The sequence below is a fragment of the Burkholderia sp. MSMB1835 genome (assembly GCF_001526365.1).
In the GTDB taxonomy this organism is placed as follows: domain Bacteria; phylum Pseudomonadota; class Gammaproteobacteria; order Burkholderiales; family Burkholderiaceae; genus Burkholderia.
The window spans coordinates 187,710-210,558 of sequence record NZ_LOYP01000052.1; the positions used below are offsets into that span (position 1 = coordinate 187,710).

General features: G+C 66.8%; 20 protein-coding genes. 5 read left to right on the plus strand and 15 right to left on the minus strand.

Features of this window, described 5'->3' with window-relative positions; all coding sequences use genetic code 11:
- Positions 1-13 precede the first annotated feature (13 nt).
- Complete coding sequence (locus WS96_RS24930; RefSeq protein ID WP_034204646.1) at positions 14-919, minus strand: LysR family transcriptional regulator; 906 nt, start codon at positions 917-919, stop codon at positions 14-16.
- A gap of 141 nt (positions 920-1,060) precedes the next feature.
- Between WS96_RS24930 and WS96_RS24935 the strand changes: the two genes are divergently transcribed.
- Both WS96_RS24935 and WS96_RS24940 read left to right on the plus strand, forming a co-directional pair.
- A complete protein-coding gene (locus tag WS96_RS24935) occupies positions 1,061-2,062 on the plus strand; it encodes an aldo/keto reductase (protein WP_059836157.1) in 1,002 nt (333 codons plus the stop codon).
- A 132-nt stretch (positions 2,063-2,194) separates the two neighbouring features.
- Positions 2,195-2,947, plus strand: coding sequence for a sulfite exporter TauE/SafE family protein (locus WS96_RS24940; protein ID WP_059836158.1), 753 nt, complete (start codon positions 2,195-2,197; stop codon positions 2,945-2,947).
- 53 nt (positions 2,948-3,000) lie between these two features.
- On the opposite strand, the gene WS96_RS24945 is transcribed toward WS96_RS24940, so the two are convergent.
- From WS96_RS24945 to WS96_RS24955, 3 genes are all read right to left on the minus strand, one after another.
- On the minus strand, positions 3,001-5,163 hold the full coding sequence (locus tag WS96_RS24945; RefSeq protein ID WP_059836160.1) for a hypothetical protein: 2,163 nt from the start codon (positions 5,161-5,163) through the stop codon (positions 3,001-3,003).
- 502 nt (positions 5,164-5,665) lie between these two features.
- Complete coding sequence (locus WS96_RS24950; RefSeq protein WP_034204650.1) at positions 5,666-6,052, minus strand: ester cyclase; 387 nt, start codon at positions 6,050-6,052, stop codon at positions 5,666-5,668.
- Between the two features lie 43 nt (positions 6,053-6,095).
- Entirely contained in the window at positions 6,096-6,992 is an 897-nt protein-coding gene (locus WS96_RS24955) for a LysR substrate-binding domain-containing protein (protein WP_059836163.1), read from the minus strand.
- Between the two features lie 499 nt (positions 6,993-7,491).
- Between WS96_RS24955 and WS96_RS24960 the strand changes: the two genes are divergently transcribed.
- The 3 genes from WS96_RS24960 to WS96_RS24970 all read left to right on the plus strand — a co-directional run bounded on the left by WS96_RS24960 (position 7,492) and on the right by WS96_RS24970 (position 10,457).
- Complete coding sequence (locus WS96_RS24960; protein WP_059836165.1) at positions 7,492-8,349, plus strand: peptidoglycan DD-metalloendopeptidase family protein; 858 nt, start codon at positions 7,492-7,494, stop codon at positions 8,347-8,349.
- Between the two features lie 211 nt (positions 8,350-8,560).
- Positions 8,561-9,460 carry a class A beta-lactamase gene (bla, locus tag WS96_RS24965; protein ID WP_059836167.1) on the plus strand — a complete coding sequence of 300 codons (900 nt, stop codon included), beginning with the start codon at positions 8,561-8,563 and terminating at the stop codon, positions 9,458-9,460.
- A gap of 124 nt (positions 9,461-9,584) precedes the next feature.
- Positions 9,585-10,457, plus strand: coding sequence for a LysR substrate-binding domain-containing protein (locus WS96_RS24970; protein ID WP_059836169.1), 873 nt, complete (start codon positions 9,585-9,587; stop codon positions 10,455-10,457).
- 64 nt (positions 10,458-10,521) lie between these two features.
- On the opposite strand, the gene WS96_RS24975 is transcribed toward WS96_RS24970, so the two are convergent.
- The 11 genes from WS96_RS24975 to WS96_RS25025 all read right to left on the minus strand — a co-directional run bounded on the left by WS96_RS24975 (position 10,522) and on the right by WS96_RS25025 (position 22,825).
- Entirely contained in the window at positions 10,522-10,857 is a 336-nt protein-coding gene (locus tag WS96_RS24975; RefSeq protein ID WP_059836171.1) for a hypothetical protein, read from the minus strand.
- A gap of 504 nt (positions 10,858-11,361) precedes the next feature.
- Entirely contained in the window at positions 11,362-12,315 is a 954-nt protein-coding gene (locus WS96_RS24980; RefSeq protein ID WP_257128058.1) for a fimbrial protein, read from the minus strand.
- 9 nt (positions 12,316-12,324) lie between these two features.
- Positions 12,325-14,892 carry a fimbria/pilus outer membrane usher protein gene (locus WS96_RS24985; protein ID WP_257128059.1) on the minus strand — a complete coding sequence of 856 codons (2,568 nt, stop codon included), beginning with the start codon at positions 14,890-14,892 and terminating at the stop codon, positions 12,325-12,327.
- A gap of 228 nt (positions 14,893-15,120) precedes the next feature.
- A complete protein-coding gene (locus tag WS96_RS24990; protein WP_059836177.1) occupies positions 15,121-15,864 on the minus strand; it encodes a fimbrial biogenesis chaperone in 744 nt (247 codons plus the stop codon).
- Positions 15,865-15,980: 116 nt separating this feature from the next.
- A complete protein-coding gene (locus tag WS96_RS24995; RefSeq protein ID WP_082720351.1) occupies positions 15,981-16,541 on the minus strand; it encodes a fimbrial protein in 561 nt (186 codons plus the stop codon).
- A gap of 547 nt (positions 16,542-17,088) precedes the next feature.
- Entirely contained in the window at positions 17,089-17,343 is a 255-nt protein-coding gene (locus WS96_RS25000) for a GlsB/YeaQ/YmgE family stress response membrane protein (protein ID WP_034204657.1), read from the minus strand.
- 129 nt (positions 17,344-17,472) lie between these two features.
- Positions 17,473-18,249: an ABC transporter ATP-binding protein gene (locus tag WS96_RS25005; RefSeq protein WP_059836179.1), complete on the minus strand. Its 777-nt coding sequence runs from the start codon at positions 18,247-18,249 to the stop codon at positions 17,473-17,475.
- Positions 18,246-19,160 (minus strand): ABC transporter ATP-binding protein, encoded by a 915-nt coding sequence (locus WS96_RS25010; RefSeq protein WP_059836181.1) that lies wholly within the window; start codon positions 19,158-19,160, stop codon positions 18,246-18,248. The genes WS96_RS25005 and WS96_RS25010 overlap by 4 nt, the downstream gene beginning before the upstream one ends.
- Position 19,161: 1 nt before the next feature.
- Positions 19,162-20,076 carry a nickel transporter permease gene (gene nikC, locus WS96_RS25015; RefSeq protein WP_059836183.1) on the minus strand — a complete coding sequence of 305 codons (915 nt, stop codon included), beginning with the start codon at positions 20,074-20,076 and terminating at the stop codon, positions 19,162-19,164.
- Positions 20,077-20,142: 66 nt separating this feature from the next.
- Positions 20,143-21,213 carry an ABC transporter permease gene (locus WS96_RS25020; RefSeq protein ID WP_034204661.1) on the minus strand — a complete coding sequence of 357 codons (1,071 nt, stop codon included), beginning with the start codon at positions 21,211-21,213 and terminating at the stop codon, positions 20,143-20,145.
- A 10-nt stretch (positions 21,214-21,223) separates the two neighbouring features.
- Positions 21,224-22,825 carry an ABC transporter substrate-binding protein gene (locus WS96_RS25025; protein ID WP_059836185.1) on the minus strand — a complete coding sequence of 534 codons (1,602 nt, stop codon included), beginning with the start codon at positions 22,823-22,825 and terminating at the stop codon, positions 21,224-21,226.
- Between the last annotated feature and the right edge of the window lie 24 nt (positions 22,826-22,849).

Consider the following 22,849-nt stretch of genomic DNA (forward strand, 5'->3'; position numbering starts at 1 on the left):
GGCACGGCTGCCGTCAGTCCGCCCGGCCGCCGAGCGTTTCCGCGAGCCAGTCGACGAAGATCCGCACGCGCGGCGCGAGATGCCGGCCGTACGGAAACACCACCGATACGGGCAGCGGCCCGGCATTCCATTCCGGCAGCACCTCGACCAGCGAACCGTCGGCGAGCAGCGGCGCGAGCCCGTCGCGCGGCGCCTGGATCAGCCCGAGGCCCGCGATGCAGCACGCGAGATACGCCTGCGAGCTGTTGACCGACACGATGCTGTGCATCTTCACCGTGTGCATCTCACCCGAATCCATGTCCGCATATTCCCAGTCCAGCTCGCGGCCCGTCCGGCTCGAGAAATAGCCGACCGCGACGTGGTCCGGCAGCTCGTCCGGCGAGCGCGGTGTGCCGTGGCGCGCGAGATAGGCCGGCGACGCGCAGTTGATCTGGGCCATCTCGCCGACGCGCCGCGCGACGAGCGACGTGTCGGACAGCACGCCGACCCGCACCGCGCAGTCGATGCCGTCCGCGACGAGATCGACGAAGCGGTCGGTCGTGCTGATCGCGACGCGCAGATCGGGGTAGCGCGCATGAAAATCCGGCAGCGCCGGAATCACCCGGGTCAGCGCGAAACGTTCGGGCAGGTCGACGCGGATCACGCCGCGCGGCGACGCGCCGGCATCCTCGAACAGCGTTTCCGCATCGTCGAGATCGGCCAGCAACTGCACGCAGCGCTCGTAATAGGTCGCGCCCTCGGCGGTCAGCGCGACGCGCCGCGTCGTGCGTTGCAACAGGCGGATCTTCAGGTGCTTTTCCAGATACTGGACGGCGTTGCTGACCGTCGGGCGCGGCAGCTGGAGTTGCTCGGCCGCTTTCGTGAAGCTGCCGAGATGGGCGACGCGCGCGAAGATGCGCATTGCTTGCAGGTGGTCCATGCGGGCGAGGGCCTTGGCGGGAAACGGAAAGACTCCATTGTTAATCAGCGTCGAATGGTTTGGTGGAGCGTTTCGGGTTTATCGCGCGGCGTCGCGCGTCCAGAATCCGTTTCATCCACTCACCATTCGAAGGAAACGGACATGGACACGCGTCAACTGGGCCGCACCGGCCCGCAGGTATCGGCGATCGGACTCGGCTGCATGGGGATGTCGGACTTGTACGGGCCGGCCGACCGCGACGAAAGCATCGCGACGCTGCACGCGGCGCTCGACCACGGGATCACGTTGCTCGATACCGGCGACTTTTACGGCATGGGCGACAACGAGATGCTGATCCGCGACGCGCTGCGCGGCCGTGCGCGCGACCAGGTGCTAATCAGCGTGAAATTCGGCGCGCTGCGCGATCCGGCCGGCGGGTTTGCCGGCTACGACGCGCGGCCCGCGGCGATCCGGAACTTCGTCGCGTACTCGCTGAAGCGGCTCGGCACCGACTACATCGACATCTACCGCCCGGCACGCGTCGATCCGGCCGTGCCGATCGAGGAGACGGTGGGCGCGATCGCCGATCTCGTGAAGGCTGGGTACGTGCGGCATATCGGCCTGTCGGAAGCCGGCGCGGACACGATCCGCCGCGCGGCCGCCGTCGCGCCGATCGCCGATCTGCAGATCGAATACTCGTTGCTGTCGCGCGGGATCGAGGCCGGGATTCTGCCCGTATGCCGCGAGCTCGGCATCGGCGTGACGGCCTATGGCGTGCTGTCGCGCGGGCTGCTGGGCGGGCGCTGGAGCGCGGCACGGCAGGGCGAGCGCGATTTCCGCGCGGCGAGCCCGCGCTTTCAGGGCGAGAACCTCGCGCACAACCTCGCGCTCGTCGATGCGCTGCGCGCGATCGCCGACGAGAAGGGCAGCAATCCGGCGCAGATCGCCATCGCGTGGGCGCTGTCGCGCGGCGCCGACATCGTGCCGCTGGTCGGCGCGCGCAAGCGCACGCAACTGCAGGACGGTTTGCGGGCGACTGAATTGCAACTAACGGTCAATGATCTCGCTCGCATCGAAGCGGCGGTTCCCGCCGGGGCGGCTGCCGGCGAGCGCTATCCGGCCGCTCAGATGGCTCACCTCGACAGCGAGCAGGGTCGGGGGTGATTCACGGGGCCGGATCGACCGGCCCGAATACCCCGTCCGACGGGCCCGAGCCAGCCTCAGGCAAAACCAGATGGCGGGCGGCATGACGGGCAGGCACCATCGGCGCCGTACTCACCGGATGGAATGCCTGCCATGCAAACTCATACGCTGACGATCGTCGTACTGGTTTTCCTGCTGGCCGGCGCGGTCAAGGGCATGATCGGACTCGGGCTGCCGACGATCGCGATGGGGCTGCTGACGCTCGCGATGCCGCCGTCGGCCGCGGCGAGCCTGCTGCTCGTGCCGTCGTTCGTCACCAACGTGTGGCAGTTGGGGCTCGGCCCGTCGTTCGGCGCGCTGCTGCGCCGGCTGTGGCCGCTGCTCGCGGGCCTGACGGTCGGCACGCTGACGGGTGGGCTGCCGGCGCTCGCGGCCGGCAGCACGTGGACGCATGCGGCGCTCGGCGTGGTGCTGGTGCTTTACGGGCTGTGGGGGCTGGCGGCTGCGCGGCTGCCCGCGCCGGGCCGTCACGAAAAATGGCTGTCGGCCGTGGTCGGCTACCTGACGGGCGTCGTGACGGCCGCGACCGGCGTGTTCGTCGTACCGGCCGTGCCGTACCTGCAGGCGCTGCGGCTGTCGAAGGACGATCTGATCCAGGCGCTCGGGCTGTCGTTCACCGCGTCGACGATCGTGCTCGGCCTGCAGTTGCGCGTGTCGGGTGCCCTCCAGACGGTCGATCTCGGCGTGTCGGCGCTCGCGCTCGTGCCCGCGCTGGCGGGGATGGCCGGCGGGCAATATGCGCGGCGCGTGATGAGCGAGAAGACGTTCAAGCGCTGCTTCTTCGTCGGGCTGATTGCGCTCGGCGCGTATATGGCGGGGGCGAGCGCGCGTGTGGCTGCCGACTGATCCCGTAGCCGGTTTCGGCTACGGGATCGGTCACGGGCTCGCGGTCACGCCGCTTACGCCGGATCGGCGTACCTCAGCGTCCACCCGACCGTGCGGGTCGCACCCGCGCCGAGTGCGAACGGCTTCGTCGTGCAGGCGAAGTTCGAATGCAACTGCCCGATCGGCGTCGTCGACAGCGGATTCGTCGTGCCGTTTGCGGTGTCGAAGGCGGACAGCGCGCAGTTGTCGAACCCGGATGCCGCATAGCCGGTCGCGGCGCTGTTTGCATACGTCACCGACACGCCGTCCCCGTTGGCCTGTGTCGACGCAAAATCCGCGAACGACGTGAAGTCCGTTTCGACCGCGAGGTTGCCCGCGAGCGTGCCCGAACTCAGCGTGTCGCTGCGCGAGATCGTGCCGTGCGCGAACGTCAGCACCGTGTGCACCTGCAGGTCGAGATCCGTCGTGTAAGCGGCGTTCTTCGACGCGAGGCGGAACTTCGTCGTATCGAACGACACGATCACCTGGCCGTTGCTTTGCTGCACGTTCAGGTTCTTGTAGTACGTGACGGGAATGTAGGTCTTCGCGTTGTACGTCACCTGCGGGAGCAGCAGCGCATAGCCGAGGTCGGTCGTGCCGTAGATCAGCTTGTCGGAGAACGGCACCGGGTAATACGGCGTATACGAGTTGTAGTCGGGCGCCTGGCTGAGGTTCAGGTTGATCACGCGGCGGCCGTCGCGCACGGTGAGCAGCGCGGCGCTGTACGGATGCGCGGCGTCGCCCGGCTGGTTGTACCAGGTGAGCGTATAGCGCGGCAGCGCGTCGAGCCACGCGGTGTAATCCGAATCGGCCATCGGCGCCTTGCCGCCGAAGCCGAGCTTGTTCCACCACGCGTTCACGTACAGGTACTGGTGCAGCAGGCTGAAGTTCTCGCCCATCACGCGCGGCTTGCCGCGATACGTGTCGGTGCCGCGGCCCTTGACCCACATGTTGACCGACGGCGTCGGCAGCGACGGGTCGTACCAGTACGTGTCGAAACGACGCGCGGCCTGGTAGATGAATGCATACGCAACCTGTTTCTCGCGATCGGTCAGCACGCCGGCATTGGCCGCGGCCGTCAGCACCTCCATGAACGCGGAATCGCCGTACGGGCCGATCGAGCGGCCGTAGTTGAAGCCCTGACCGTCGGCGTTCAGTTGCGGCAGGATCAGGTCGACCGACTTGCGCAGATAGCCCTTCAGCTCCGGCGTGAGATTCGCTTCGTTGCCCATCTCGAACGTGCGCTCGACCACTTCGCCGATCAGCAGCGTGCTGTAGCGGTCGAAGCGCGCCTGATCGTAGTAGGTCGTGTGCGTGTTCGACGCTTCGTCGGAGAATCCGCCCGACGAGTCGTTACGGATGTGGTTCGTCAGCGTGTACAGCAGTGCGTCGCGTGCGCTCATCGTCGCGACCGCCGGATCGGTCTTCGACGCGAACGTCGGGCTGCTCCAGCCAAGCTTCTGGCGCAGCCCGGCGATGCCGTAGGACACCGCATAGTAGTTCTGCGCGGTGTTGAGCGACGCGATGTCGATCGGCGTGCCGGCGGCCGGGCACGTCGTGGTCTTGCCGCTCGAATCGGGGCCGAACATGTCGCAGAAGGTGAGCCGCTGCTGCAGCGTCGCGAGCATCGCATCGCTGAAGACTTCGTTGAGCATCCCGTGCGCCTTCAGGTTGTTCAGCGCGACGAGGTAGTAGTACTCGCCCCACGACGTGTTCGCATACGTGTAGTTGCTGCCCGACTGCGCCATCATCGCGGTCGTGATCGTCTGGTACGTCGCGAGGTAGCTCGCGTATTGCGGGTCGTTCTTCGACTTCATGTCGATCAGGATGTACGACAGGCCGAGCGCGAGCTTGCCGGGCAGGAATTTGTCGCCGGTATTCGTGTCGAGCACGTGGACGGGCGTGCCGTCGCCGAGATCCATCACGACCTGCGTGAAGTCGGGCGATTTCCGGATCAGGTCGAACAGCGCACGCATCTGCCCCATCATCGTGAGCGGGACGTTCGTGCCGGCCGGCACGCTGGTGTCGGGCGCGCCATAGACGAGCGCCTGCAGCGAGTTCGCTGCGAGCGCGGGCGGGGTGGACGAAGGGGGCGACGGCGGCGTGTCGGTCACGTCGTTGCCGCCGCATGCGCTGACGAGCACGACGGAAAGGGCGCTGAGCGCGGCGCCGAGCGCGAATCTGCTGCGCTGATGCATGGTGTCTCCGGTTTTGAATAGTGGTGAAGGACGGGCGGGTGTGGCCGATGCCATGCTCGATGCCCGTACCCGGCGTCCGCCTTGCAACCCTGATCCCTGAAGACGGACGCCCTGAATCGCAAATCGAGCGGGCAAGCGTTCCCCCTGCGCGAGCCGAGACCGGCGTCGCGCTTTGGCGTTGGAAAACGTTTTCCAAATTTAGGCATCGATCCGCGCGATGTCAATCAACTTTCACATCGGAGACGCCGGTAGAAACCCGAATGGCAGGAGCGGAGGAGGTGAAATGGAATGGAGATTACGACGAAATCATCGGGACTTTTCTTGATGATCGAGTGTTCATCGCGCGCGCGAGGGAGCGGCTGTGACGCGGCGGAAGGGTGCATCGTATGGAGACGGGTTCACGATGGATGAAGAGAGAAAACGTTATCCATAAGAATCGAAATGCGTTCAGCCGCCGCTGCCCACCGGCCGCCGCGGGCGACGCCCCGCGCTTCGACGCCGTTCAAAGCTGCTTTTCGATCGCCGCCTTGTCGATCACCGACCACACCTGGCGGATCTTGCCTTCGTGAAACTCGTAGAACACGTTCTCGGCGAACGTGACCTTGCGGCCGTCGACCGCGAGCCCCATGAACGTCCCTTTCGGCGAACACGCGAAGCGCAGGCGGCACGCGACGTGCGGCGGGTCGCACGCGAGCAACCGGATCTCGAAACGGAGGTCGGGAATGTCGCGGAAGTCCTGCTCCAGCATCGCGCGATAACCGGCGAGGCCCAGCGGCCGGTCGTTGTGGATCACGTCGTCGGACACGTACTCGCCGAGCGCCGCCCAGTCCTGCCGGTTCAGGCAGTCGATATACGCGCGATAACGGGTTGCGAGATCGATATCGGTCATGGCGATGTCTCCGTATGTCGATGGGCGGGTCGAGTGCGGCGCGTCACCGCGGCGGCGCGTCGCCCGACAAAAACGCGACGAATTCGCGCGTGTACTTCGGCAGCGCGTCGAACGACCGCGCGCAGAGCGTCAGTTTCCGATGGCTCCACGGATCGGACAGTTCGACGAGCCGCACGTCCATCGTCTGCATCGCGCGCTCGGCCGCGTGCCGCGACACGATGCCGATGCCCACGCCGCTCGCGATCACGCGGCAGATCGCGTCGAAGCTCTTCAACTGCACGCGATAGCGGATCCGTTTGCCGAGCGCGCGTGCCTGGTCGGCCAGATGCACTTGCAGCGCGCTGCCGTCGGTGAGGCCGATGAAGTCTTCGCCGGCGATGTCGTCGAACGCGACCTTGTCGCGCGACGCGAGCGGATGCGCGGCCGACACGACGACGATCAGCCAGTCTTCGCGGAACGGCTTCTGTTCGAGCCCGCCGAGCCCGACCGAATCGGCGACGATGCCGACCTCGGCCGTCTTGTTGCGGATCGCATGCACGATCTCCTGGCTCGAGCGCTCCTCGACGCTGATCGACAGCCTGGGGTGGTGCGGCAGGTACTCGGCCAGTGCGTCCGGCAAGTATTCGCTCAGCGACGCGGTGTTGCACAGCAGCCGGATATGGCCGCGCAGCCCCTGGCCGTATTGCTGCAGTTCGCCGCGCATGTGATCGATCTGCTGCAGCACGGTGCGGGCGTGGTGTTCGAGCGCGCGGCCCGCATCGGTCGCCTGCGCGCCCGACTTGGTCCGGTGCAGCAGCGGCACGCCCAGTTCGTCCTCCATCCCGCGAATGCGTTCGCTCGCCGCCTGCAGCGTGATGTGCGTGCGCTCGGCGCCGCTCGTGATCGTGCCGGCTTCGCAGATATTGAGGAAAAGCCGCAGGTCGGTCAGGTCGAAGCGCATGATGGGCGAAGCGATGGGGAGAATGGCCGATAAGTTAGCAGGAACCGCCGCGCTGGTCTCAGGGGCAGCCTGAGACCCGGTTCGCCGCTTCCGCATTTTCGGGGTGCGATCGGTGGCCGATGATGGACGCACATCAATCGAGGGAGCCCGTCATGCAGATCGATTCGTCCTGGGGCGTGTCGTTCAAGATCGCGCTGCATCTGCTGTTCCTGTGCATCGGCGTCGCGTGGGCCGGTGCCGAATTCGTCGCATGGTTGCGGTGAGGGTCGTGGCTCCCGCCTATTGAAATATCCGGGCCATAGTTTTCGGCAACGAAAATTCTTCCGTTTTTCTGCGAAAAGACCATCAAGTTTTTCCGGATCGGACCGTATTACCGGTAGCGAATGCCGGCCGGCATCCGGTCCGTGATCGTTTGTCATCATTGTTTGCATCCGGTTACACGTCGGCCGTTCCGTTTTTGAGATGCTTGAAAGATTGTCAAACCGGAGTCGGATCGTCCATGAAAACGCGCGAGATTCACCGCAAGGCGGCGTGGCTGTCGGGCCTGGCCGCCGTGCTCGTGATGGCCGGTTGTGCAAGTCCCCAGTCCGTTCCGCCGAGCGACACGCTGGCAGGGCAGCCTTCCGATGCGAGCCCGCCCGTCGCTCCGTCGGCCGCCGCGATGCCGCCTGCGCCGATTCTCGTCGCGCAAAAGTACGTCGTGAAACGCGGCGACACGCTGACGGGCATCGCCTCCGCGAACGATTGCAGCGTGGCCGACTTGCGCACCTGGAACAAGCTGACCGCCAACGGCAGACTGCGCATGGGGCAGGTGCTGCGCATCGTCAAGCAGCAGCCGCTGCCGCCGGCACGCGCGGCGGACACGCAGACCGTGGCGAGCAATGGCGCGGTGGGTAACCAGGCAACCGCGCAGGCCAATTCGCCAGCCGCCGCGTCGACCGCGAGCGATCGCGAGGTCGTCAAGGAAACCAGGCGTCATGCGGGCCGCGTCGCGCTCAAGTGGCCCGCAACCGGCAAGATCGTCGACGGGTTCCGGCCCGGGCAGAACCGCGGCATCCAGATCGCCGGCCGGCCGGGCGACCCGGTTCGCGCCGCGGCCGACGGCCGCGTGATGTATGCGGGCACCGGCCTGAACGATTACGGCAGCCTGATCATCGTCCAGCATAACGCCGATTTCCTGACTGCCTATGCGCACAACCGCAAGTTGCTCGTGAAGACCGGCGACATCGTGCATCAGGGCGATGCGATCGCCGAGATGGGCGATCTCGACAACTCGCGCGTCGCGCTGCTGTTCGAGGTGCGACGCGACGGCAAGCCGGTGAATCCGATGCCGTATCTGCCTTCGTCGCAAGGGTGACGCGCGGCCGTTTCGCTGGAACGCGACGGCGGTCGCTGCTACGCTAGGGTCTGTTCATGCGAATCCCGCCTTCGCGCGGGGCCGACGGCCGTCTTTCGGGGATGCGCGGCGAAAGCCGTCGCGGGCCGGCCGTCGGCGCGAACGGTCGCGCGTCGCCGATGCGCGGCCGCGTTGCTTCGAGCCACCGTTTCCGACAGAACAGATCTCATTCATGGAACACTCTCCGACACGCCGCTCGCTGTTACTCGCCGCCGTTGCCGCGCCGTTCGTTGCCGCGTGCACGTCCGCGCCGGTCGCCGACCAGGGGCGCGCCCACACCGCACAAGCCGAACTCGCCGCGCTCGAAAAAGCGTCGAACGGGCGGCTCGGCGTCGCCGCGCTCGATACGTCGAACGGCGTGCGCATCGCACACCATGCGCGCGAGCGCTTCCCGCTGTGCGGCACGTATGCGGTGATGGCGGCCGCCGCGATGCTCGCGCGCGGTTCGCTCGACGCATCGCTGCTGCCGCGGCGCATCCTGTACCGCCGCTATGAAATCGTGTCCGGCTCGCCGATTACGGAAAGCCACGTCGACACCGGCATGACGATCGCCCAGCTGTGCGCGGCGATGCTGCAGTCGGGCGACAAGGGCGCGGGCAACCTGCTGATGGGCGTGCTCGGCGGCCCGCAGGCCGTCACCGCGTTCGCGCGCGAAAGCGGCGACACCACCTTCCGTCTCGATCACTGGGAACCCGAACTGAACCGGGCGACGCCCGGCGACGAGCGCGACACGTCGACGCCGGTCGCGATGGTCGACACGCTGCAGCGGTTGCTGCTCGGCGACGCGCTGCGCGAGCCGCAGCGCGCACAACTGACGGAATGGATGGTCGGCGGCGCACGCGGGGCGACCGGCATCGCGGCGGGCGTGCCGCCCGGCTGGCGCATTGCCGACAAGGCCGGCAACGGCGGCTTCGGCACGACGACGGACGTCGCGGTGCTGTGGCCGCCGTCGCGCGCCCCGATCGTGATGGCCGTGTCGTTTACGCAGCCGGAGGCCGCTGCCGCCGCGCGCGCGGATGTCGTCGCAACGGCGGCGCGCATCGCGGCGGGCGCGCTGACCGCGACGGCCTGAGCATCCGGCGTCTCGCGCAAAGCCGGCGTTTGGCTTATCGTGTCGGGCAGCGCGCGCCGGCGTCGGCGCGCGGTCCTTTCGTGCCGTTTCCTCGCCGTTTTCCGTTTGTCGTTTCCCGTTCGCCATGCGCCGACTTCCGCCCCTGCACGCGCTGCAGATCTTTTCGACGGTGGCTCGCCACCGCAGCTTCACGCGCGCGGCCGAACAGCTGTGCATCACGCAGGGCGCGGTGAGCCGGCAGATCCAGACGCTCGAGGCGCATTACGGTTTTCCGCTGTTCAAGCGGCATGCGAAGGGCCTCACGCTGACGGCCGAGGGCGAGCAATTGTTGCCGGTGGTCGACGAGAGCTTCGCGCGGATCGAGGACATCTCGATGAAGCTCACGCGGCAACGCACCGATCTCGCGCTGAAGGTGCCGACCTGCGTGATCCGCTGGATGTTGCCGCGCATCATGCGCTTCCAGGGCGAGCATCCCGATCTCCACGTGCAGATCACGACCGCGTGGCAGCACGTCGTCGATTTTTCGAGCGAGCCGTTCGATGCGGCAATCGTCTACGGGATGTCGCCGGGTCCGGGCGTCGTCGCGCTGCCGCTGTTCGACGAACGGCTGACACCCGTATGTGCGCCCGAACTGCGGCAGGCGTCGCCGCTCGACGCAACCGGCGATCTCGCGCGCCATACGCTGCTGCATCCGACGCGCGACCATCGCGACTGGCGCGCATGGCTCGAGCATGCGGGCGAGCGTCGCGTGGATCCGGCGCGCGGGCCGACGTTCGACACGCTCGATCTCGCGACGAACGCGGCGATGCAGGGCTTCGGCGTCGCGATCGGCGACGTGACGCTCGTCGACGACGACGTCAGCGCGCGCCGGCTCGAACGGCCGTTCGACATCGTGCTCGAAACCGGCGCACGCTACTACTTCGTCTATCCGGAGAACCTCGGCAGCCAGCAGAAGATCCGCGCGTTCAGCGACTGGATCGCCTGCCATCGCGACTGACGGGCGATTTCACGGCGCGAACCGGACGCGCGGAACCTCTTGCATGCCGCACCGGCGCCGGACGTTACTGATACGTGACGACCGCGATCATCGGCGCCTGATCGTTGCCCGGACGATTCGGTAAAACGATTGCGCGAGAGGCCTGGGTAAAGGTCGTCGTCTTCACGGCCTGCATGCTCGCCGCATCGACGAACGCGATCTGACCGGTCGCGGGGCGCGGACAGTCGGCACGCATGTGCGCGGGCGCGGTGCCGGCCGCGTCGAGCGCGAACGAGCACGGTGGCTCGACGATCATGCCGGTGAAGTAGATGATGCCGGACGTGCCGGCGGCAAATGAAGAGGACATGGCCAGAAGCGAGGCAGCCAGGGCGAACGAGGCGGCGAACAGGCGATGCTTCATGACAGGCTCCTGAGAGGAAGCGCGTCGCAGCGAGGCCGCTCGAATGGCAGTCCGTCAACGCTGCGGTGCTGTATGCGTAAACGGCAACTTCATCGAACCTCTTGAGTGAAAATCCGGAAATAGCGGGAATACGCAAACGGCCGCGTATTCCTTCAATCAATTTATCTCAAATTTGTCGGGGCGCAAGGCAGGGTATGGCCGGAGGCGGGAGCTCGTAGAGGACCGGCGCTCGATGCCGATCTCGAACGCAAATCGCGGTGGAGTCGGCAAATCGGCGCTCTCGCGAATTTTCGCGAGCCGGGGGACACGGTCGCTCAATCGAGCGGCCGTGTCCGATATCGGTCTCGAGCCCGGCGTCTGCCTGTTGCTTCACGTATCTCGAAATGGCGTTTTTCTCGGGCAGCGGGACGCGTCGTCGGGCAGGCAACGACCGGAATCAGGAGCGGTCGCGATCAGGTCGTGCGCGCTTGGGCGCGAACACTGGCCCGGCCGACGCGCTGGACATCACTGATAGTCGAGCAGCACCTGGGCTGCGGCGCGCACCGAGCCGCCCTTGACGGTTGCGGCCGTTTGCACGTAGGACGCGCGCAGCGGAATCGACGGCGAACCGCCCGTGTTCTTGTTGTAGCCGGTCACGGGGATCGAATGCTGAAGCGGCATCGGATTTCCGGTCATGCCGTCGGCGATCTGGATGCCGACGCCCGCGGCGGTCGATTCCGGACGCAGTTGCAGCGTGCCGGGGCTGCCGGCGACTGCGCCGTCCAGCGGCGAAAGCTGATAGCCGATCCGATTGTAGCCGGCCGGGCAGTTGTTCAGGCGCAGCTGGAAATCGACCGTGCCGGCCGTCGAGCCGACGCCTTTGAACGCGCTTTGCTGAACCGGCGGCAGCGTGACGGTCTGGTCCGGTACCGAGCAGGTGCCGTTGATGAAGCTGACTTTCGCGGCCAGATACGTCAAGGTGGAGTCGCCAAATATGCCCGACTTGAAATCGACGATGATGTAGGCGGAGAGTACCCCGGAATTCAACGACCCGTCCTGAGGCGTGCGGCCGTCGCGGAACAACTGTACTTCGGCCTTGTTGCGAAGGCTCGTCCGGATGGAGCTGGTGACAGGCATGCCGTCGATGAGCATGCGCGTCGACAGCCCCGAGACGTTGGTCTCTATGTCGGGACCACTGACGCTCCAGAAATCTCCTTTCGGGTGCAAGCGCGCGCCGGTGATTTCACAAACGCTCTTTCCGCAAAATTGCTGCGGTGTGTAATATTCGCGCGCCACGACGGTACCGGACACCGTATTCGACGGAATCGATATCGACGCCTGGCCGAATGCGTACAGCGACGAGACGGCGAATGCCGGTGCAGACATGCCCAACGTAGCCGCCGCCAACAGAAGCGCGACGGTCCGGGTGCGCGCACGGGTGGGCCGAATTGCTCCGTCCGATCGAAACGAATTGTGCATTTCTTCTCCTTATTGCCCGCTGACAGGTGTCGGTGCTGCCGCGCAGACGCCGTTGACCGATTGAAGACCGGACGGCTTCCGTTGATGTTTGCTCACGGTCGGCAGTTCGTACGCGATCCGGCACGCCGAGCCGTCATCCGTGCCCCATTGCACGGTCAGCTCGCCGTCGTGCTTGAGGCCGCGCGCGAAGATCCTGCTGGCCTGCCCGACGACGCCGACGTCCTTGCCCGTCTCGTCGTACACCGCCGCGCCGAACGGCAGCGGCGTGCCGTCCGCCAGGCGCGCGTGGATTAGCGCCGCGCGGCCGTTGTCGGTCGTGAAGCGGATCATCGGCACCGCACCCGCGCGCGGCGCGATCTGCCGGCTCGTCTCCTTCAGCTCGACATCCATCGAGATGCCCTTCGGATCGAGCGCGACGGTGTTGAGGCTGTACGGCGTCAGATACGGGACGACCGCGTAGCCGTTGCCGTCGACCCGCGCACCGGCTGCGTTCGTGATGCGCGCACCGGCCGCGCCCGGCGCTTCGACGATCGCGAACGTCTCGGACACCGGCTGCGAGAACGTGATGCCGCCGCCATGCGCGACGATCGCGCCGCGCACGCCGAGCGAGCCTTGCTGGTAATCCGCGCTCGCGCCGGCGCTGGCGCTGAATTCGGCGACTCGCGAGCGATAGGCGACGTTGCCGCCGCCGTCCGTCGTCGACATACCCGAGCCGGACGCGTGGTTCGCGCTCACGCTGTACGACAACGCGTTGTCCTCGCCGGCCGAACCGGACAGCGTCGACTGCACGCGCGTGCGGCCGCGCGTGTCGTACGACAAATTGCCGGTGAGCGTCGTCGGCCGCGCGCGACCGAGCGGAATCGTGACGCTCGCGTAGTAGAGCGTGCTCATGTCGCCGCCGATATTGCGCTGGCGGGTCGCCGACAGGTTGTACGACACGTTCCGGAAGCTGTTGGTGTAGCCGACCGTGTAATTGACGTCCGAACCCGAACGATTCCAGTAGTCGGCTGCCGACGCGGTGAGGTCGATGCGTCCGCCTTTCTCGCCCAGGCGCTGCGTGAGCGTGAGCGACGCGCGGTGGCGCTGGCGCCAGACCGACGCACTCGATGACAGGCCGTCGCGCGCGGCGTCGCGCGCCTGCATTGCATCGTTGAGCCCGAAATAGCCGTCCGTCGAATAGCGGTACGCGGCGATCGCGATATCGGTGCCGGTGTGCGCGACTGATTTCGCATAGCTGACGCGCATGCTCGAGCCGTTGAAGCGCTTGACGCCGGGAATCGACGTCGTCGCATGCGTGATGTCGGCGCCGAGCGCGCCGAACGTCGTGTTCAGCGCGCCGCCGATCATGAACGCCGCATAGCCGCCCGCCAGCGTGACGCCGCCGTACCCGGTCAGCAGATTGGTCAGCCCGCGCTGGTAGGTGGCCTGCGTGAACAGCGGCTGGCTGCCGCTGCCCGTGTTGCGCAGCGCGCCGGCAACGAAGCTGTAGCGGCTGATGCCGGGCCGCAGCGACAGCGGCACGGCCGCGTAAGGCACCGAGAACGTGTGTACGGTGCCGTCGGCCTCGTTCACCGACACGTCGAGATCGCCGCCGTAACCGGTCGGGTACAGATCGTCGATCTCGAAATTACCGGGCGCGACCGTCGTCTCGTAGAGCAGCACGCCGTTCTGGCGGATCGTCACTTTCGCGTTGCTGTTCGCGATGCCGCGCACGACGGGCGCATAGCCGCGCAGCGAATCGGGCAGCATCCGGTCGTCCGTCGACACGCGCACGCCGCGAAACTGGGTCGAATCGAACAGCTCGCCCGATGTGTAGCTTTCGCCGATCACGAGCTGCGACGACAGCGCCGTCAGGTCACGCTGAATATAGGTGGCGATGTCCTGATATTGGCGTTCGCCGCTCGACGACCAGGAATACGAGCCTTCGTGGCGCAGATGCCAGTCGCCGACGTTCACGCCGCCGCTCAGGCCGAGATAGCCTTGCGTGCGGGCCGCCTCGCCGCTGCTTTTCGACGTGTAGACGTTGAGGTTGTAGCCGAGCATGCCGACCGGCACGCCGGAGGTCCATTGATCGGGGCTCACGTAGCCGCGCGCGCGCCGCACCAGCGCCGCCTGAGGAATGCCGAGCGTCAGCGTCTGCCGCGTGAAGTCGAAGGTCGCGCTCGCGTCCGCCACGATGTCGCCGATGCGATGACAGGCTTCGCCCGCGTCGAGCCGCGCGACGGCGTCGGGCGCAAGCCGGGTCAAGTCGACACCGGCGCGCTCCAGCAGCGCACGGTCGAAACAGGGCTGCGCGTCCGCAATGTCGGCCACGGCTGCGAAACGCACGTCGTGCCGGCCGATCCAGTCGCTGCCCACGCGGATGTCGACGCTGTACACGCCCGGGGCCGTGATATTGCGCTGCTCGAAGCGCGTGATGTCGAAGTTCTTGCCGACGCGATTGGCAAGAAAGGCGTCATCGAACTCGACCCGCGCCGACTGCGAAGTCGCGGCTTGAGCGGACGCTGCCGGTTGGGCGCGACCGTCGCCGATCCACGTGGCGACGCAGCCCGTCACCAGCAGCGGAATCAGTTTCATGCGCGGCATCCGTGCCGTGCCGATTCTCAAAGGTCGATTCGAAGACATTCGCAATTCCTGGCGTTCATCGGGCCGAAGCCGTGCCGTTTTCTCCATGTCGCGCCGCGATTGGGGGGCGCGCGCGCACCCAGCGACGCCGTGCGCCGGGCGACGGGCAACCGGGGGGAAGGAAACGGAAGGGGGAGGGACGCTATCGGGCGGCGGCGCCGCCGCCCGGGACTGACGGCGTTACGGAGCGACGGACACCGGATGCTCGATGTCGGCCGACGCGCCCCAGTCGTTGATCGCGGCGAATTCGACCGCAGCGCCTGCGACGGGCCGCGTGACGAGATCCTTGATCGGGAAACGCTGAGTGGCGCCCGGCAACACGTAGCCTGAGCCGGCGTCGTATTTGTGTCCTGCGGATTTCAGCATCACGCTGCCGAGATTGACGACGTACGACGTCGGGTTCGTTGCCTGCAGCGCATAGCGGCCGCCGTCGGCGCGGATCACGCGCCAGTCGAGCTGCGCCGGAGCGGCATTCGCGTCGCCCTTCAGGCTTGCCGGGCGGTACATGATCTTGATGCGGGAGCGGAATGCAAGCTGCATCCGGTTCGGATTGTCGTCGCCCGTTGCCTTCGGCGGTACTTCGAGCACGTTCAGCCAGAACAGCGATTCCTTGTCGGCCGGCAGCGGCTGGCCCGTATGCATCACGCGCAGCGTCTGCCCGGTGCCGGGCTCCATCCTGAACATCGCGGGCGTCAGCGTGAAAGGCACGTCGATCTGTTCCGGCAACGCGTTGCGATCGCCGTCGTCGATCCACGCCTGGACCAGTGCCGGGCGCTTGCCGTCGTTCGTGAGCTGGACCGTGACTTCGCGCTCGCTGGACGGAAAGACGACGCGCGTGCCGGCGATGACCACGCTGGCTTCGGCGTGCGCCGTGAGTGCCGCGGCAGCGACGGTCAGAATGCGGAGGAGTTTCAACGGTTTCATGTGCATGCTTCGTCGTATCGTTGGGACCGTGCTGCCCGTGCAACGCAATCGTTGCGCGGACAGCAACCGAATGGCGCGGGGCGATAGCCGCGTAGGCGACCGCCGTTCGCCGCCCGTTATTGGTAGATCAACGAATACTCGACGCGCGAATTCACGTCGCCGGCCTTCACGGCGCCCGATGCGTAGTACTCCGTGAAATAGTCCAGTTTCGCCTTGCCGTCGGCGCCGATGTCGACCGCCTGCGGCGGATTCGACGAGGAAGCCGAACCGATCATGATCTGCTTCTGCTGCGCATCCAGCACGTTGAGCTGAATGCCTTGTGCCTTGTCTTCGCCCTGGTCGAGCGTCAGGCGACCGGTGGACTGATCGACGTTCGCGCCGGGTTCGAACACCACACCGACCTTCACCGGATTACCGTCGCCGACGGTGCAGCCGCTCAGCGACAACGAGAACGGCGTGCGGCCGGCGACGTTGCCTACCGCGGTGAGCGCATTGGTGCTGATCGGCGGCAGATGAACGGTGAAGTTGCCGGATTCGCCGTCGATCTTGCACGTCGACGTGATGACCTTGCCGTCGAACGAAATGGTGCCGTCGGATGCGTGCGCCATGGTCGACACCGTCGCGCCCGCCGCGATCAGGAGGAAGGGCAGGACGCGTGCAATTTTCTTGATTTCCATCTTTGAATCTCCACAGGAATTAACGTATGAAAGCGCAGTCTTGTGATTTAAAAATCAAAATTGCGTTTCGGAATGAATTTTGAAGTTTTTGTGGAGAATCGTTAATGGGACGATTACGATGTTTTTTTGAATTTAATAGGACAAGTACGATAAAATTTTAAAAACGGTCGGATGCGGCCGAAGCCGAATGCCCTGAACCCGCTCAGGTCCACTGAGCGGCATGCAGGAGGAAGGGAATAGATGGGCGGCAAGGGCGGATTCGATCGTGCTCGTATCGGCCGTCGGCGGTGGACGTCGTACCGCCTCTCACCGTTTTGTGGTATGCACGTGTTTGCCGTTGGAATAAAGGACGCACGGCGGGAGAAAGCCGCGGTTGATTCGCATTCGACGCGACGCAATATCCCGCGATTCGATCGCGGCGTGGTGCGCTGACCTGCGAAAACCGGGTGCACGGGCGCGTGATCGGACCGCGCAAGGCAAAACGGCCGCTCGAGTTCGAGCGGCCGTTTTGCCTGGGTGGCCGCTCGAACGAGCGGCAGATCCGCGATCAGCCTGCGCGCTTGCGCACCGCGCCGACGATCACGAGCAGCACGATCGCGCCGATGATCGACGCGATCCAGCCCGCGCCCTGGCCCGGCGCATACCAGCCGGCCGCGCGGCCGACGTAGCCGGCGACGAGCGAGCCGACGACGCCGAGCACGATGGTCATCAGGATGCCCATCTTGTCGTCGCCGGGCTTGAGCGCGCGGGCGAGGAGGCCGACGATGAGCCCGACCACCAGGGTTTCGATGAATTGCAGCATGAACGCCTCCCTATTGCTGTTGAGCTGTTGACGAATGGAAGTTGACCCCTGCGGTGCGCACGGGTTCCATGCGGCGGCAAGCCGACGCGTGGCGTGCGCAGTATCGCATGCGTTCGCGTCCGGCGGATGTCACGTGGCGGACGCGTCGGCCACCGGGGCGAGGCGGCGGTAGCCTTCGGTCGCCTGCAGCAGCGTGCGCGTGTAGTCGCGTGCGACCTGTCCGGCGCGCACGTCCTCGATGCGCAACTGTTCGACGATCTCGCCGTGCTGCATCACCGCGACGCGCTGGCACAGGAAGCCGATCACCGCGAGGTTGTGGCTGACGAGGATCATCGTCAGGTTGCGCTCGCGATGCAGGCGGCGCAGCAGATTGAGGATCTCGGCCTGCACGGACACGTCGAGCGCCGACGTCGGCTCGTCGAGCAGCAGTACGCGCGGCTCGACGATCAGCGCGCGCGCGATCGCGACACGCTGGCGCTGACCGCCCGACAACTGGTGCGGGTAGCGGAAGCGGAACGCCGGGCCGAGCCCGACCTCGGACAGCGCGCGGGCGATCCGCGCGTCGGCGTCGCCGATCGCATGGATCGACAGCGGCTCGCGCAGCGTCTGGTCGACGGTGAAGCGCGGATGCAGCGACGCGTACGGATCCTGAAACACCATCTGCACGTGGCGGCGAAACGCACGATCGGGCGTGCCGCCCACCGGGCGGCCGTCGATCGACAGGCTGCCGGACGCGAGCGGCGCGAGGCCCGTCAGCGCGCGCAGCAGCGTCGACTTGCCGGAACCCGATTCGCCGACGAGCCCGAACACTTCGCCGTCGCGTACCGCGAAGCTCGCATCGCGCACGGCGTCGACATGACCCGTGCGGGTCGGGAAACGGATCGATGCGTGGTCGACGTCGATCATCGTGAGGCCTCCTGTCGATCGGTGCGTACGGCGGCCGGCGGCGCGGGATCGAGCCATGCCGGGTCGCGCCGCAGCACCGGCAGTTCGTCGGGCGGGTTCGCGAGCGGCGGATGCGCCGCGAGCAGCCCGCGCGTATAGGGATGAGACGCATCGCGCAGGTCGCGCGCGGCGCAGATTTCGACCACGCGCCCGGCATACATCACCGCGACGCGGTCGCAGAACGACATCACGAGCGGCAGGTCGTGGCTAATGAACATCAGACCGGTGCCGTGTCGCGCGATCATCGCATCGAGCACCGCGAGCACCTGCATCGACACCGCGACGTCGAGCGCGGAGGTCGGCTCGTCGGCGATCAAGAGGCGCGGGCCGGTCGACACCATCATCGCGATCATCACGCGCTGGCCCATGCCGCCCGACAGCTCGTGCGGATACGCATCGGCGACGCGCGCCGGGTCGCGGATCTGCACGGCGGCGAGCGCGTCGACGATCCGCTCGCGCAGCGCGCGGCCGCGCAAGCCCGGCTCGCGCAGCCGGAACGCTTCACCCATCTGCTTCGCGACGGTCATGACCGGGTTCAGCGAATATTTCGGGTCCTGCAGGATCATGCCCATCTGGCTGCCGCACAGCCGCCGGCGCTCGCGCGGCGACATCGCGAGCAGGTCGTGGCCCGCGAAGCGCATCGTGCGCGCCGACCAGCGCGCGGCGTCGGGCAGCAGGCCGAGCAGCGCGCGGCCCGTCAGCGACTTGCCGGAACCCGATTCGCCGACGATGCCGAGCCGCTCGCCCGGTGCGAGCGTCAGCGACAGGTCGCGCACGGCGTCGGTGACGCTGCCGTCGTGCCCGCGGAAACCGATCTTCAGCCCGTGGATCTCGCAGAGCGGCGCCGGCGCGGCGGTGGAATTCATCGGCATGTCATGCTCCATGGCGGGGATCGAAGACGTCGCGCAGCCCGTCGCCGAGCAGGTTGAACGCGAGGCTCACGAGCAGGATCGCGATGCCGGGCAGCGTCGCGACCCACCACGCGTCGAGCAGCACGTTGCGGCCCGATGCGACCATGAAGCCCCATTCGGGGCTCGGCGGCTGCGCGCCGAGGCCGAGAAAGCCGAGGCCCGCGACGGTCAGGATGATGCCGGCCATGTCGAGCGTCGCACGCACGATCACCGACGACATGCACAGCGGCATGATGTAGCGCAGCAGGATGCGCGGTCCCGACGCGCCTTGCAGCCGCGCCGCATGGATGTAGTCGGCCTGCGCGATGCGGATCGTCTCCGCGCGCGCGAGCCGCGCATACGCGGGCCATGCGGTGATCGAGATCGCGACGACCGCGTTGATCACGCCGGGGCCGAGCGCGGCCGCGAAGGCGAGCGCGAGCACGATCTTCGGGAACGCGAGCGCGATGTCGGTGATGCGCATCAGCACGCTGTCGACGAAGCCGCCGCAATAGCCGGCCGTCGTGCCGATCAGCAGACCGATCGGCACGACGATCACGACGACGAGCAGCGCGATGCCGAGCGTCAGGCGCGACCCCGCGATCAGCCGCGAAAGGATGTCGCGACCGAGCTGGTCGGTGCCGAACCAGTGCGACGGCGAGCCGGGCGGCAGCAGCCGGTCGGCCAGCACCTGGCGCAGCGGATCGTGCGGCATGATCAGCGGGCCGACGATCGCGACCGCGATCAGCGCGATCAGGATCGCGAGCCCGAACAGGTTGAGCGGATTGCCCGCGAAGCGGCGCCAGCGGCGGTAAGCGAGGCCGAACGCGGCCTGCGAGCGCGACGCGGGCGCATCGGAAAGAAGCCACGCGCGCAGCGTGAGACGCTCGGCATTCATGATCGGGCGGCCTTCGGGGTGGACGGGGAAAGAAGCGGGGCGGAAGCGGTCATGTCGAAGCGGCCCTCAGCGCGCACGCGGATCGAACACGCGGTACAGCGCGTCGGTCAGCAGGTTGACGGTGATGAACATCGCGCCGATCACGAGCGTCGCGCCGAGCACCGCGTTCATGTCGGCGTTCAGCAGCGCGCCGGTCAGGTACGAGCCGAGCCCCGGCCACGCGAACACGATTTCGGTCAGCACCGAGCCCTCGAGCAGGTTGCTGTACGTGAGCGCGATCACGGTGAGCAGCGGCACCGCGATGTTGCCGAACGCGTGCCGCCAGATCACGCGCCGCTCGGACAGGCCCTTCGCGCGCGCGGTGACGATGTATTCCTGGCTCAGCTGGTCGAGCATGAACGAGCGCGTCATGCGGCTGAGATACGCGACCGAGTAGTAGCCGAGGATCGCGGCCGGCAGCGCGATGTGCGACACCGCGTTGCGCAATACGTCCCACTCGCCGGCGAGCGCCGCATCGAGCAGCAGGCTGCCGGTGCGTGGGTCGACCATCCCGTCGTACACGGGATCGAGCCGGCCGGGGCCGCCGACCCAGTGCAGCCGCGCATAGAACAGCAGCAGCCCCATCAGCCCGAGCCAGAATACCGGCACCGAGTTGCCGATCAGCCCGACGAAGCGCGCGATGTGATCGATCGGCCGGTTGTGCTTGACGGCGGCCGCGACGCCGAGCGGCACGCCGATCGCGATGCCGATCAACGTCGCGATCGTCGCCAGTTCGAGCGTGGCCGGGAACACGCGCCGGATGTCGTCGAGCACCGGGTTCGCGGTCAGCAGCGACACGCCGAGGTTGCCGTGCAGCACGTCGCGCGCATAGATCAGGAATTGCGTGACGAGCGGCTTGTCGAGCCCGAGCGCGATGCGCTCGGCCGCATAGGCGTCGGCCGATGCGCGATCGCCGAGAATCGCGAGCACGGGATCGATCGGCACCTTGCGGCCGATCACGAACGTCAGCGCGAGCAGCCCCGCGAACGTGACGGCGAGCGTGAGCGCCCAGCGCAGCACGCGCAGGGCCCAGCGCACGGCCGGGCGCCGCGCGGGCAGCGTGCGCAGGGCTTCGAGGGAGGAGGCGGGAGTCGACATGCGGCGAATCTTATTGCTTCTTCAGGTTGCGGTACGACACGAGGTCGTTGATCGGCCCGACTTCGAGCCCGCTCACCCCGGGCCGCGTCGCGACCTGCGCGACTTTCTCGAACATGATCACGAACGGCGAGTGCGCGAGCACTTCCTTCTGCATCGCCTGATACCGTTGCGCGCGTTTCGCGGCGGCCGGCTCGGCGAGCGCGGCGTCGGTTTCCTTCGTCAGTTGCGGGATGTCCCAGCTGTTGCGCCAGGCCAGCATTTTATAGCTCGACTTGTCGGAGTTGTCCGGATTCCACGCAAAACCTTGCGCGTTGCTGTGCGGGTCGATGTAGTCCGCCGACCATTCGCCGATGTAGATGTCGTGCTGGCGCGCGCGGTATTTCGCGAGCGTCTGCTTGTTGTCGCCGGGGATCAGCTGAACCTTGATGCCCGCCTGCGCGAAGTTCGCCTGCACGGCCTGCGCGATCTCCGTGTACGGATAGTCGTTGCGCACGTCCATCGTCACCGAGAAGCCGCCGGGCACGCCGGCCTTCGCGAGCAGCGCCTTCGCCTTCGCGACGTCGAGCTTGTACGGGTTCGTGTTCAGCGTGCCGAGGAAGCCTTCGGGCAAGAAGGTCTGGTGCACCTTGTAGGTCGTTTTCACGACGTTGCTCTGAATGCCCGCATAGTCGACGAGCCATTTCAGCGCTTCCTGCACGTCGGGTTTCGCGAGCGTCGGGTTCTTCGTGTTCAGGCCGAGATACAGCAGCGTCGCCTGCGGCGATGCCGCCACCTTCGCCTTGCCGGACTTCACCACCGACGCGAGATCGTCGGGGCTCAGGTCGCGCGCCGCGTCGACGTCGCCGTTTTCCAGCAGCAGGCGCTGGCTCGCGGCTTCGGGCACGTGGCGCAGCACGATGCGCTTCATCGCGAGCGGCAGCCGGTAGCCGTCGAAGCGTTGCAGCACGAGGCTGTCGCCGGCCGTCCACTTGACCAGCCTGTAGGCGCCGGAACCGGCTTCGTTGGTCTTCAGCCACGCGTTGCCGAAGTCGTTGCCCTGCTGGTGCGACAGCAGCAGCTTCTTGTCGAGCACCGACGCGGGCCACGAGCCGAGCACGTTCAGCACGAAGGTCGGCGCGTACTTGCGGTCGGTCGTGATCGACACCGTCGCGTCGTCGAGCTTCTTCACGTTCGCGGCGACGTTCGCCTTCGTGAGGCCGATGCCGGTCAGCACGGCGGCCGGCCCCTTGTCGAGCAGCACCGCGCGCTGGATCGACCACGCGACGTCGTCGGCCGTCAGCGGGTTGCCCGAATGGAACTTGAGGCCGGTGCGCAGCTTGAATGTATAGGTCAGGCCGTCGGCGCTCACCGTCCACGACTGCGCGACGTCGCCGTTGAATTTCGACGGATCGCGCAGGTCCACGCGCACGAGCCGGTCGTACGTGTTCGCGACGTATTCCTCCGGCACCAGCTCGTAGATCTCGCCCGGGTCGAGCGTCGTGAATTCGTCGAGCAGCGTCGCCATCACGAACAAGTCCTTCGGCGTTTCCGCATGGGCGGTGGAAAACGGAACGGCGGCGAATACGGACGCGGCGGCCAGCGCCGCGACGAGCCGGGATGTCGGGAATTTCATGTGCGCTCCATCGGTCGTTGAAGT